The organism is Paraburkholderia sp. UCT31 (assembly GCF_014397655.1).
In the GTDB taxonomy this organism is placed as follows: domain Bacteria; phylum Pseudomonadota; class Gammaproteobacteria; order Burkholderiales; family Burkholderiaceae; genus Paraburkholderia; species Paraburkholderia tuberum.
Window position 1 is genome coordinate 16,635 of record NZ_VZQP01000076.1, and the last position, 12,328, is coordinate 28,962.

10 protein-coding genes and 1 pseudogene are annotated in these 12,328 nt (G+C 64.6%); all 11 read left to right on the top strand.

From position 1 onward, the window contains the following. The first annotated feature begins 4 nt into the window (after positions 1-4). Positions 5-1,543, top strand: a complete 1,539-nt coding sequence (murD, locus tag F6X40_RS37265) for a UDP-N-acetylmuramoyl-L-alanine--D-glutamate ligase (RefSeq protein WP_187631315.1) — start codon at positions 5-7, stop codon at positions 1,541-1,543. Then, on the top strand, positions 1,540-2,805 hold the full coding sequence (gene ftsW / locus F6X40_RS37270; RefSeq protein WP_184066909.1) for a putative lipid II flippase FtsW: 1,266 nt from the start codon (positions 1,540-1,542) through the stop codon (positions 2,803-2,805). Before murD ends, ftsW begins: the two co-directional genes overlap by 4 nt. After that, on the top strand, positions 2,802-3,926 hold the full coding sequence (murG, locus tag F6X40_RS37275) for an undecaprenyldiphospho-muramoylpentapeptide beta-N-acetylglucosaminyltransferase (protein ID WP_184022864.1): 1,125 nt from the start codon (positions 2,802-2,804) through the stop codon (positions 3,924-3,926). Before ftsW ends, murG begins: the two co-directional genes overlap by 4 nt. Next, positions 3,923-5,326 carry a UDP-N-acetylmuramate--L-alanine ligase gene (murC, locus tag F6X40_RS37280; protein WP_187631316.1) on the top strand — a complete coding sequence of 468 codons (1,404 nt, stop codon included), beginning with the start codon at positions 3,923-3,925 and terminating at the stop codon, positions 5,324-5,326. The genes murG and murC overlap by 4 nt, the downstream gene beginning before the upstream one ends. Position 5,327: 1 nt before the next feature. Then, complete coding sequence (locus tag F6X40_RS37285) at positions 5,328-6,269, top strand: D-alanine--D-alanine ligase (RefSeq protein WP_187631317.1); 942 nt, start codon at positions 5,328-5,330, stop codon at positions 6,267-6,269. A 23-nt stretch (positions 6,270-6,292) separates the two neighbouring features. After that, positions 6,293-7,045 (top strand): cell division protein FtsQ/DivIB, encoded by a 753-nt coding sequence (locus F6X40_RS37290; protein ID WP_184066903.1) that lies wholly within the window; start codon positions 6,293-6,295, stop codon positions 7,043-7,045. A gap of 27 nt (positions 7,046-7,072) precedes the next feature. Continuing rightward, the gene (gene ftsA, locus F6X40_RS37295; RefSeq protein ID WP_008921172.1) at positions 7,073-8,305 is read left to right on the top strand and encodes a cell division protein FtsA; all 1,233 of its coding nucleotides are present in this window, start codon (positions 7,073-7,075) and stop codon (positions 8,303-8,305) included. 116 nt (positions 8,306-8,421) lie between these two features. After that, the gene (ftsZ, locus tag F6X40_RS37300) at positions 8,422-9,624 is read left to right on the top strand and encodes a cell division protein FtsZ (protein WP_184058571.1); all 1,203 of its coding nucleotides are present in this window, start codon (positions 8,422-8,424) and stop codon (positions 9,622-9,624) included. Positions 9,625-9,889: 265 nt separating this feature from the next. Then, a complete protein-coding gene (locus F6X40_RS37305; protein WP_187631318.1) occupies positions 9,890-10,393 on the top strand; it encodes a peroxiredoxin in 504 nt (167 codons plus the stop codon). 286 nt (positions 10,394-10,679) lie between these two features. After that, entirely contained in the window at positions 10,680-11,597 is a 918-nt protein-coding gene (gene lpxC, locus F6X40_RS37310; RefSeq protein ID WP_090801955.1) for a UDP-3-O-acyl-N-acetylglucosamine deacetylase, read from the top strand. Positions 11,598-11,732: 135 nt separating this feature from the next. Then, positions 11,733-12,328, top strand: a pseudogene (locus F6X40_RS37315) (transposase domain-containing protein); the annotation flags it as partial.

Consider the following 12,328-nt stretch of genomic DNA (forward strand, 5'->3'; position numbering starts at 1 on the left):
GGCGATGTTCGGCGAGAAGTTTCGGGATCGGCAAAAGCCGATGGTGCTCGTGCTGGGACTGGGTGAATCCGGTCTCGCGATGGCGCGCTGGTGCGCCAGGCACGGCTGTCGGCTGCGCGTGGCCGATACGCGCGAAGTGCCGCCGAATCTGTCCGCGCTCGAAGCGCATGGCGTCGATGCCGATTTCGTCGGCGGTCCGTTTTCGCCGGTGCTGCTCGAAGGCGTCGAGCTGGTCGCGATCAGCCCGGGATTGTCGCCGCTGGCCGCCGATCTGCTGCCGCTGATCACGGCGGCGCGCGAGCAGGACATCCCGGTGTGGGGCGAACTCGAACTGTTCTCGCAGGCGCTGCGCACGCTCGGCGAGTCCGGCTACGCGCCGAAGGTGATCGCGATCACCGGCACGAACGGCAAGACCACGACGACGAGTCTCGCCGGCCTGCTGTGCGAACGCGCGGGCAAGAAGGTCGCGGTGGCGGGCAACATCAGCCCGTCGCTGCTCGACAAGCTCTCCGAAGCGATCGACCAGACTGCGCTGCCCGACGTGTGGGTGCTCGAACTGTCGAGCTTCCAGCTGGAGACCTCGCATACGTTTACGCCGGACGCGGCCGCCGTGCTCAACATCACGCAGGATCATCTGGACTGGCACGGCGGACTCGATGCGTACGCAGCCGCGAAGGGCCGCATCTTCGGTACACGGACGGTGCGCGTGCTGAACCGCGACGACGCGCGCGTAATCGCGCTCGCGCCTGCCAGCGGCGACGCGGAGGTCGTCACGTTCGGCGTGACCGAGCCGAAGAACGACGGTGACTATGGCCTCCTGCGCGACAACGGCATGGTGTGGCTCGTCGAAGCGCAAGATCGCGACGCGAGCGACGAGTCCCCCAAGGGGACTTCCTTCGGGGCGCCGACGCCGAAGCGCCGTCGCAAGAACGAAGCAGCCGCAACGCCCGACATCGCGTTGAAGCGTCTGATGCCCGCCGACGCACTGCGCATCCGTGGCCTGCACAACGCCGCTAACGCGTTGGCCGCGTACGCGCTCGCACGCGCGATCGCCCTGCCCGGCGCGCCGCTTTTGCACGGCCTGCGCGAATATCGCGGCGAGCCGCATCGCGTGGAACTGATCGCGTCGATCGACGGCATCGACTATGTGGACGACAGCAAGGGCACCAACGTCGGCGCGACGGTCGCCGCGCTCGACGGTCTCGCGCAGCGCGCCGTGCTGATCGCCGGCGGCGACGGCAAGGGTCAGGAGTTCGAGCCGCTCGCCGCACCGGTGATGCGCTGGTGCCGCGCGGTGATGCTGATCGGCCGCGATGCGCCGCAGATTCGCGCGGCGCTCGAACATTGCGGCGTCGCGATGACCGATCACGCGACTCTTGAAGACGCGACGCGCGCGGCCACCGCGCTCGCGCAGCCCGGCGACGCGGTGCTGCTGTCGCCCGCGTGCGCGAGCTTCGACATGTTCAAGGGTTACGCACAGCGCGCGGCGGTATTCCGCAGCACGGTCGAAGATATCGCGGCCGAACGGGGGACGATGATATGAGCTGGTCGGAACGTTTCGGCTCGCGCGAACCCTCCGGCGGCAACGGCGCCGCGGCGCGCACGTCCACCCGCACGGGCGGCAGCGGTCTCGCGAGCGCGGTCAACGGCGTGCGGCCGCTGCGCTCGCGCATGCTCGACTACGACCACTCGCTGCTGTGGGTCGTCGTCGCGCTGCTCGGGCTCGGCGTCGTGATGGTGTACTCGGCGTCGATCGCGATGCCCGATTCGCCGAAGTACGCGTCGTATCGCGATTGGGCGTTCCTCGTGCGCCAGATCATCTTCGTGCTGATGGGCGCGGCGGTCGGCGTCGCGTCGTTCCGCATTCCGATTTCGACGTGGGACAAGTACGCACCGAAGCTTTTCCTGATCTCGCTCGTCGCGCTCGTGATCGTGCTGATCCCGCACGTCGGCAAGGGCGTGAACGGCGCGCGCCGCTGGATTCCGCTCGGCATCACGAACATGCAGCCGTCGGAAATCATGAAGCTCGCGGTGACGATCTACGCGGCGAACTACACGGTGCGCAAGCAGGAATACATGCACAGCTTCGCCAAGGGCTTTCTGCCGATGGCCGTCGCGGTCGGTCTCGTCGGCATGCTACTGCTGCTCGAGCCGGACATGGGCGCGTTCATGGTGATCGCGGCGATCGCGATGGGCGTGCTGTTCCTCGGCGGTGTGAACGGCAAGCTGTTCGGCGGCCTCGTCGCGACCGCGGTGGGCACATTCACTTTGCTGGTGTGGGCGTCGCCGTGGCGTCGTGAGCGGATCTTCGCCTACCTCGATCCGTGGGACGATCGCTACGCGCAGGGCAAGGCGTATCAGCTGACGCACTCGCTGATCGCGTTCGGGCGCGGCGAGTGGTTCGGCGTCGGGCTCGGCGGCAGCGTCGAGAAGCTCAACTATCTGCCGGAAGCGCATACCGACTTCATTCTCGCGGTGATCGGCGAGGAGCTGGGTTTCGTCGGCGTGCTCGTCGTGATCCTGATGTTCTACTGGATCGTGCGCCGCTCGTTCGAGATCGGCCGCCAGGCGCTCGCGCTCGATCGCACGTTCGCGGGTCTGGTCGCGAAGGGCGTCGGCATATGGTTCGGCGCGCAGACCTTCATCAACATGGGCGTGAACCTCGGCCTACTGCCGACCAAGGGCCTGACGTTGCCGCTCGTCAGTTACGGCGGCTCGGGCATTTTGTTGAACTGCGTGGCGATCGCGGTGCTGATGCGGGTCGACTATGAAAATCGTGTGTTGATGCGCGGGGGCAAGGTATGACGGCTCTGCCACAACGCACGCTGATGGTGATGGCCGGCGGCACCGGGGGACACGTGTTCCCGGGGCTCGCGGTTGCCCATCTGATGCAGGCGTGGGGCTGGAAAGTCGTGTGGCTCGGCAACCCCGCGGGCATGGAAGCGACGCTGGTACCGAAGCACGGCATTCCAATGGAGTACCTGCGCTTCGGCGGCGTGCGCGGCAAGGGCCTGAAGACCAAGCTGATGCTGCCGGTGAATCTGCTGCGCGCGTGCACGCAGAGTTTGAGCGTGCTGCGTCGCGTGAAGCCCGACGTGGTGCTCGGCATGGGCGGCTACATCACGTTTCCGGCCGGTCTGATGACCGCGCTGAGCGGGCGGCCGCTCGTGCTGCACGAACAGAATTCGATCGCGGGTCTCGCGAACAAGGTGCTCGCGAAGCTCGCGAAGCGCGTGCTGGTCGCATTTCCGAATGCGCTGCCGCACAGCGAATGGACCGGTAATCCGATTCGCGAGGAACTTGCGCGGGCGAATCCACCCAAAGCACGCTACGCGCAGCGTAATGGTCCGCTGAACATGCTCGTCGTGGGCGGCAGTCTCGGCGCCGCGGCGTTGAACGAAGTCGTGCCGCGCGCGCTCGCGCTGCTTGGCTCCAACGAGAGACCGCGCATCGTGCATCAGGCGGGCGCGAAGCATATCGACGCTCTGCGCGAGAACTACGCGGCGGCTGGTTTGCAGGCTGGTGCGGATGTCTCGCTCGTGCCGTTCATCGACGACATGACGAGCGCCTACGAAGCAGCCGATCTGGTGATCTGCCGCTCGGGCGCGATGACCGTGTCGGAGATCTCGGCGGTCGGCGTCGCGGCGCTGTTCGTGCCGTTCCCGTACGCGGTCGACGATCACCAGACCACTAATGCAGCGTTCCTCGCCGACAACGGCGCGGCGCTGGTCGTGCAACAACGCGATCTGTCGGCGGAAAAGCTCGCCGACTGGTTGCGCAGCCAGACGCGGGAAAGTCTCGCGGAAATGGCGGAGCGTTCGCGCTCGCTCGCGAAACCGGATGCCACCGAACAGGTCGCGCAGATCTGCGCGACGGTGGCGGCTGCGGGTTCGATGGCGGGCGTGAGCCCAGAAGGAAAGCAATGAAACACATCGTCAAACACATTCATTTCGTCGGCATCGGCGGCGTGGGCATGAGCGGCATCGCCGAAGTGCTCGTCAATCTCGGCTATCAGGTGAGCGGCTCGGACCTGTCGGGCAACGCGGTCACGGAGCGCCTCGCCGGGCTCGGCGCGCGCATTTCGATCGGGCACGCGGCGGAGAACATCGAAGGCGCGAACGCGGTGGTGGTGTCGACCGCGGTGCGCAGCGACAACCCGGAAGTGCTGGCCGCGCGTCATCGCCGCATTCCGATCGTGCCGCGCGCGGTGATGCTCGCGGAGTTGATGCGTCTGAAGCAGGGCATCGCGATTGCCGGCACGCACGGCAAGACCACGACCACGTCGCTGGTCGCGAGCGTGCTCGCCGCGGGCGGGCTCGATCCGACCTTCGTGATCGGCGGCCGGCTGATCAGCGCGGGCGCGAATGCGCGCCTCGGCACCGGCGACTTCATCGTCGCCGAGGCGGACGAATCGGACGCGTCGTTCCTGAACCTGTTCCCGGTGATCGAGGTCATCACGAACATCGATGCCGATCATATGGACACCTATGGTCACGACTTCGCGCGTCTGAAGCAGGCCTTCATCGAATTCACGCACCGTTTGCCGTTCTACGGCATCGCGGTGCTGTGCGTCGACGATCCGAACGTGAAGGAGATCCTGCCGTTCGTGTCGAAGCCGATCATCCGCTACGGTTTCGCGGCCGATGCGCAGGTGCGCGCGGTCAACGTCGAAGCTCGCGAAGGCCGCATGCATTTCACCGTGATGCGCGAAGACGCGGCGCCGCTCGACGTGACGTTGAACCTGCCGGGCGAGCACAACGTGCAGAACGCGTTGGCCGCAATTGCAATTGCGACTGAACTTGAAGTGAAAGATGCCGATATCCAGCGAGCGCTCGCGGATTTCAATGGCGTCGGCCGACGCTTCCAACGCTATGGCGAAGTGCCGGTTCTCAGCGACGGCCAGGCCGCGGGCTCCTACACGCTGGTGGACGACTACGGTCACCACCCGGTCGAAATGGCCGCCACGCTGGCGGCGGCGCGCGGCGCATTTCCGGGCCGGCGTCTGGTGTTGGCGTTCCAGCCGCACCGCTTCACGCGCACGCGTGATTGCTTCGAGGATTTCGTGAAAGTGCTGTCGACCGTCGACGCGCTCGTGCTGACCGAAGTCTATGCGGCCGGCGAAGCGCCGATCGTCGCCGCCGACGGCCGCGCATTGGCGCGCGCGCTGCGCGTCGCGGGCAAGGTCGAGCCGGTGTTTGTCGATACGGTGGATGAAGTGCCGGACGCGCTGTCCGCGGTGGTGCGCGACGGCGACGTGGTGATTACGATGGGCGCGGGTTCGATCGGCGGTGTGCCGGTTCGACTCGCTCAGGAACAGAAGGTGTGAGATGAGCAGTATCGACCCTAAACAATTCGGCAAGGTGGCAGTGCTGCTCGGCGGTAATTCCGCTGAGCGCGAGGTGTCGCTCAATTCCGGGCGCCTGGTGTTGCAAGGCCTGCGTGACGCTGGCGTCGACGCGCATCCGTTCGATCCGGCCGAGCGTCCGCTGTCCGCGTTGAAGGATGAAGGCTTCGTGCGCGCGTTCAACGCGCTGCATGGCGGCTACGGCGAGAACGGCCAGATCCAGGGCGCGCTGGATTTCTATGGCATCCGTTACACCGGTAGCGGCGTGCTCGGCTCGGCGCTCGGTCTCGACAAGTTCCGCGCCAAGCTCGTGTGGCAGCAGCTCGGCATTCCGACTCCGCCGTTCGAAGCGGTGCTGCGCGGTGACGACTACGAAGCGCGCGCCAAGGAGATCGTCGCGAAGCTCGGTCTGCCGCTGTTCGTGAAGCCGGCGAGCGAAGGTTCGAGTGTCGCCGTGATCAAGGTGAAGAGCGCGGACGCGCTGCCGGCCGCGTTGATCGAAGCCGTGAAGTACGACCGTATCGTCGTGGTCGAGAAGAGCATCGAAGGCGGCGGCGAATACACCGCGTGCATCGCCGGCAATCTGGACCTGCCGGTGATCCGCATCGTGCCGGCCGGCGAGTTCTACGACTACCACGCGAAGTACGTCGCCAACGACACGCAGTATCTGATTCCGTGCGGTCTCGGCGCCGAAGAGGAAGCGCGCCTGAAGGTGCTCGCGCGCCGCGCGTTCGATGTGCTCGGCTGCACCGACTGGGGCCGCGCGGACTTCATGCTCGACGGCGAAGGCAAGCCGTACTTCCTCGAAGTGAACACGGCGCCCGGCATGACCGATCACTCGCTGCCGCCGAAAGCGGCGCGCGCGGTCGGCATCAGCTATCAGGAACTGGTGGTCGGCGTGTTGGCGCTGACGCTGCAGGATTAACCAAGGCAACCGCAAGCGACACCATGTGGAACAACGTTCGCCAGCTCAATCTCACCACCAACGCGTTGCACGCGTTGCTGGTGCTCGTGCTGCTGGCGGCGGGCGCTTACTGGCTGATCCAGCGCCCGAATTTCGCGCTGCGCGAGATCCGGATCGACGGCGATACCGAGCACATCAATTCCCCGACGGTACGCGCTGGCGTGGTGGGGCGACTGAAGGGCAACTACTTCACGGTCGATCTCGACGCCGCACGGCAGGCGTTCGAGCAGATGCCGTGGGTGCGTCACGCGAGCGTACGGCGCGTGTGGCCGAATGCACTGGCTGTCACGCTCGAGGAGTACAAGCCGCTTGGGACGTGGGGCAGCGATCAGCTGGTGAGCGTCGACGGCGAACTGTTCACCGCGAACCAGGGCGAGCTCGACGGAGACCTGCCGGCGTTCGACGGCCCGGACGGTACGGCGAAGGAAGTCGTCGCGCGTTATCACGACTTCCAGAAGTGGTTCGCGGCGATCCACGAGACGCCCGAGGAAGTGACGCTGTCGCCGCGCTACGCGTGGACGGTGAAGCTGTCGAACGGCACGCAGGTGGAGTTGGGCCGCGAACGCAATCAGGACACGCTGGCCGATCGCAGCAAGCGCCTGACCGCGGCATGGAGCGCGGTGACGCAACGTTGGGGAAAGGATATCGAGAATGCGGACTTGCGCTATCCGAACGGTTTCGCGATTCGTGCCACTGGCATGCGCTTCATCAGCGAACCCGACAAGGGCAAGAAGTAAACGGACATCACACGCACTGAGCACGCTATGAGTAAAGACTATAAAGATCTGCTGGTCGCCCTCGACATCGGAACGTCGAAGGTAGTGGCCATCGTCGCCGAGTTGAAGGGCGAGGGTCACTACGAGGTGATCGGTCTCGGCCAGAGCGAATCGAAGGGGCTCAAGAAGGGCGTGGTGGTGAATATCGAAGCCACCGTGCAGTCGATTCAGCGCGCGCTCGAGGAAGCCGAGCTGATGGCCGACTGCAAGATCACGAACGTGTTCACCGGGATCGCCGGCAGCCATATCCGCAGCTTCAATTCGAGCGGCATGGTCGCGATCAAGGAGAAGGAAGTCACGCAGGCCGATGTCGCGCGCGTAATCGAAACCGCGAAGGCGATCAACATTCCGACCGACCAGCAGGTGCTGCATATCCTCACGCAGGAATTCATCATCGACGGTCAGGAAGACGTGCGCGAGCCGATCGGCATGAGCGGCATCCGCCTCGAAGTGAAGGTGCATATCGTGACCGGTGCCGTGAGCGCGGCACAGAACATCGTCAAGTGCGTGCGTCGCTGCGGCCTCGAAGTGAACGACCTGATTCTGCAGCCGCTCGCGTCGTCGCTCGCGGTGCTGACGGAAGACGAAAAGGAACTGGGCGTGGTGCTGGTCGATATCGGCGGCGGCACGACGGACATCGCGATCTTCAGCGAAGGCGCGATTCGCCACACGGCCGTGATTCCGATCGCCGGCGACCAGATCACGAGCGACATCGCGATGGCGCTGCGAACGCCGACGCCGGATGCCGAGGACATCAAGGTTGACTACGGCATCGCCAAGCAGGCGCTCGCCGATCCGGACGAGATGATCGAAGTGCCGGGTCTCGGCGAGCGCGGGCCGCGCACGCTGTCGCGCCAGGCATTGGCGGCCGTGATCGAGCCGCGCGTCGAAGAACTGTTTTCGCTCGTGCAGCAAGTGGTGCGCGAGTCGGGTTATGAGGAACTGCTGAGCTCGGGCGTCGTGCTGACGGGCGGCGCGTCGATGATGATCGGCATGGTCGAGCTCGGTGAGGACATTTTCCTGAAACCGGTGCGCATCGGCGTGCCGGAGTACGCGGGCGGTCTCGCCGACGTCGTGCGCAATCCGCGCTATTCGACGGCGATGGGTCTGCTCGTCGAAGGACGCTCGCAGCGTATGCGCGGGCGCAAGGTTGCGGTGCAGTCGGGGTCGATGGGACAGGTGTTCTCGCGCATGAAGGACTGGTTCCTCGGCAACTTCTGACTACGGGTTTCGAGAAATTCGCGCTGGTGCCGGCGGCCGGCGCGCGACAGGGGGTTGCCCGATCTCCTGCCGGATAACGCCGAGTGGCGGTAACTTTTTATCTTGACGGAGGCAACATGGAATTCCAGATGCTGGAAACCGAAACGAGCGGCACGATCATCAAGGTCGTCGGAGTCGGTGGCGCTGGCGGCAATGCCGTTCAGCACATGATCAACAAAGGCGTGCAAGGCGTCGACTTCATCGTGATGAACACGGACGCGCAGGCGCTGTCGCGTTCGCGCGCCACCGCGGTGATCCAGCTCGGCAACACGGGTCTGGGTGCGGGCGCCAAGCCGGAAATGGGCCACGCCGCCGCTGAAGAAGCACGCGAGCGTATCGCCGACGCACTGCGCGGCGCGCACATGGTGTTCATCACCGCCGGCATGGGTGGCGGTACCGGCACGGGCGCGGCACCGGTCGTCGCGCAGATCGCGAAGGAAATGGGTATTTTGACCGTTGGCGTCGTCAGCAAGCCGTTCGAATTCGAAGGCGGCAAGCGTATGCGCGTGGCGGAAGCCGGTTCGCAGCAACTGGAGGATCACGTCGACTCGCTGATCGTCGTGCTGAACGACAAGCTGTTCGAGGTGATGGGCGACGACGCCGAGATGGACAAGTGCTTCCAGTGCGCTGACGACGTTCTGAACAACGCGGTCGCGGGCATTGCGGAAATCATCAACGTCGACGGTCTCGTCAACGTCGACTTCGAAGACGTGAAGACCGTGATGGGCGAGCAGGGCAAGGCGATGATGGGCACGGCGACGGTTGCCGGCGTCGATCGCGCGCGTCTTGCGGCCGAACAGGCCGTCGCGAGCCCGCTGCTGGAAGGCGTCGATCTGTCGGGCGCGCGTGGCGTGCTGGTCAACATCACGTCGAGCCGCTCGCTGCGTCTGTCGGAAACGCGCGAAGTGATGAACACGATCAAGAGCTATGCCGCGGAAGATGCCACGGTGATCTTCGGCGCCGTGTACGACGACGCGATGGGCGACGCGCTGCGCGTGACGGTCGTTGCGACGGGCCTCGGCCGAGCGGCGAAGAAGCAGCAATCTGCACCGATGACGCTGCTGCGCACCGGCACCGACAACCAGCCGATCGGCGCGATGGCGCATGCGGCGTACGCACCGGCGGCAGGCCACGCCAGCACGGCCGACTACGGCGCGCTCGATACGCCGGCAGTGTGGCGCACCTCGCGCGACACGGCGGCCTCGCACGTGCAGGCGCTGCAGGAAAAGGGCGTCGATACGTACGACATTCCGGCATTCCTGCGCAAGCAGGCGGATTGAGCGCACGGGCAGGCTTCGTTGCCGCGTTGCGAGCAAGGTCGCAGATGCAGCGCTGGCGGACGAATGCACGAGCGTGGCGGGTGAACGGCAAGCAGGTCGCTTATCGTCTGATTCGCGGCAGGGGCAACTGCCCTCTGCGGATTCGCGAAGCGGACGAAGTGGCTGCCGCCGAACGGCGTTGGCTTATAGTTGAATGGGCCGAACCGAAATTCACTGCGACACGAGGACGTGCGAGCGTGCTTCGCATCGATGCAAAGGACTGAGCATGATCAAGGAAGGTGAAAAGCTGCCCGACGCGACGCTCTTCGAGTACGTCGAAGACGACCGGGCGGGCTGCACGATCGGACCGAACAGTTTCGACGTGCACGAGCAGACGGCGGGCAAGCGCGTGGTGATCTTCGGATTGCCCGGCGCGTTCACGCCGACCTGTTCGGCCAAACATGTACCGGGCTATGTCGGGCATGCCGAGCAGTTGCGCGCTGCCGGCATCGACGAAATCTGGTGCGTGTCCGTCAACGACGCGTTCGTCATGGGCGCGTGGGGACGCGATCAGCACACCTCGGGCAAGGTGCGCATGATGGCGGACGGTAGTGCGGCTTTTACACGGGCGCTTGGTCTGGAGCAGGATCTGTCGGCGCGCGGCATGGGGATCCGTTCCCTGCGCTACGCGATGGTGATCGACGACGGCGTGGTCAAGACGCTGAACGTCGAGGCTTCCGGCAAATTCGAAGTCAGCGATGCAGCGAGTATTCTCGCCACGTTGAGCTAGTTGCTGACGTCGCACCTTCGTCGCGACCCTGCGCTTATGCCGCGTGGCGTTACGGCAACGGTGATTACGACGCTTTTGTGACAGGCCGTTACGCGGGCCGATGACCGGAAACGCCTCCGTTCCGGGGCATCGGCCCGTCACGCTTTCCCTCGCTGAGCTCAGTGGGTAATGCAGCGAAACAGATTGTCACGTTCCCCGCAAAGACGCTGGTCTGGGGATTGGAGTATAATTCGTGCTATGGAATAAAAAATCCTGATTAGGATTTTCAATCGAACAGAATGCCACCATGTTGAAGCAGCGCACAATTAAATCGATCGTCAAGACTGTCGGCATCGGGCTGCACTCCGGCCGTAAAGTCAATCTGACGCTCCGCCCGGCGGCGCCGGGCACTGGCATCGTGTTTTCGCGCGTGGATTTGCCCACGCCGGTGGACATTCCCGCGTCCGCGCTGGCGATTGGCGATACGCGTCTGGCTTCCGTGTTGCAGAAAGACGGCGCGCGCGTGTCGACCATCGAGCATCTGATGTCCGCCTGCGCCGGTCTTGGCATCGACAATCTTTACGTCGACGTCACCGCCGAGGAAATCCCGATCATGGACGGCAGCGCGGGTTCGTTCGTGTTCCTGATCCAGTCGGCGGGTATCGAAGAGCAGAACGCGCCGAAGAAATTCATCAAGGTCACGAAGCCGGTCGAAATCCGTGACGGCGACAAGTTCGCGCGCCTCGATCCGTACTTCGGTTTCAAGCTCAAATTCACGATCGACTTCCGTCACCCGGCCGTGGACAAAACCGGTCAGGCGTTGGAAGTGGATTTCGCCAACACGTCGTACGTGCGCGAAATCGCGCGTGCCCGCACGTTCGGCTTCGCGCATGAAGTGGAAATGATGCGTGAGCTCGGCCTCGCGCGCGGCGGCAGCATGGACAACGCGATCGTGCTCGACGAGTACCGCATCCTGAACAACGACGGCTTGCGTTACGACGACGAATTCGTCAAGCACAAAATGCTCGACGCCATCGGCGACCTGTACGTGGTCGGCCACCCGCTGCTCGCGTCGTACACCGCGTACAAGTCGGGCCACGGTCTGAACAACGCGTTGCTGCGTGAGCTGCTCGCGCACGAAGACTCGTACGAAATCGTCACTTTCGACGACACGCAGAAGGCCCCGCGCGGCTTCGCGTACGAGACGCAGACTGCGTTCGCATAAAGCCAGCGTAACAGGCAAGCAAATGAAAAACGGCCCCTCGGGGCTAATGCCGTTCAGTTAAGCAACTGAACGGCATTTTTGTTTGCGGCGCAAAGCGGTTGTAAACGGGGTGAAGGGGTGTTAGCTTTCATCGCCATGCTGGTCGATGATCTACGCCCATTCGTGGAATCACAGCCGTCGCTCGAATGGGACCGGCTGGGGCAGCATCTCCGTACGAGTGGATCGAGCGTGCGGTACAGGCCAGTGGCAGTGCGAGCATTCGTCGGCGCCGGCTACCCGCGCAGCAGGTCGTATGGCTGGTGATTGCGCTGGCGTTGTACCGGCACCAGTCGATCAGTGAGGTCGTTGACGAACTGGACCTTGCCCTACCCACACCGCAAGCGTCATTTGTCAGTAAAAGCGCCATCGCACAGGCGCGTCAGCGCACCGGCGCGGCGCCCCTGGCGTGGCTGTTTCACGAATCGGCCAGGAACTGGGTCGCGCAGGATCAGGCCAGGTATCTCTTCAAGGGCTGCGCGCTGTTCGCGATGGATGGCACGACGCTGCAAACCGCCGACAGTGCCGCCAACCGCACGCACTTTGGCGCTTCCGCCGCCACTCATGACCGGGTGGGCAGCTATCCTCAATTGCGCGCAGTCACGCTCACCGCCATTGCAACGCGTCTGGTGCGCGATGCCAGCTTCGGTCCTTACGACACCAATGAGATGATCTGGGCGCGTGAGCTTATCCCG

Bases quoted from the DNA above. Each gene is read 5' to 3' on its own strand.
- murD (WP_187631315.1), top strand. From the start codon at position 5: ATGTTCGGCGAGAAGTTTCGGGATCGGCAAAAGCCGATGGTGCTCGTG.
- ftsW (WP_184066909.1), top strand. From the start codon at position 1,540: ATGAGCTGGTCGGAACGTTTCGGCTCGCGCGAACCCTCCGGCGGCAAC.
- murG (WP_184022864.1), top strand. From the start codon at position 2,802: ATGACGGCTCTGCCACAACGCACGCTGATGGTGATGGCCGGCGGCACC.
- murC (WP_187631316.1), top strand. From the start codon at position 3,923: ATGAAACACATCGTCAAACACATTCATTTCGTCGGCATCGGCGGCGTG.
- F6X40_RS37285 (WP_187631317.1), top strand. From the start codon at position 5,328: ATGAGCAGTATCGACCCTAAACAATTCGGCAAGGTGGCAGTGCTGCTC.
- F6X40_RS37290 (WP_184066903.1), top strand. From the start codon at position 6,293: ATGTGGAACAACGTTCGCCAGCTCAATCTCACCACCAACGCGTTGCAC.
- ftsA (WP_008921172.1), top strand. From the start codon at position 7,073: ATGAGTAAAGACTATAAAGATCTGCTGGTCGCCCTCGACATCGGAACG.
- ftsZ (WP_184058571.1), top strand. From the start codon at position 8,422: ATGGAATTCCAGATGCTGGAAACCGAAACGAGCGGCACGATCATCAAG.
- F6X40_RS37305 (WP_187631318.1), top strand. From the start codon at position 9,890: ATGATCAAGGAAGGTGAAAAGCTGCCCGACGCGACGCTCTTCGAGTAC.
- lpxC (WP_090801955.1), top strand. From the start codon at position 10,680: ATGTTGAAGCAGCGCACAATTAAATCGATCGTCAAGACTGTCGGCATC.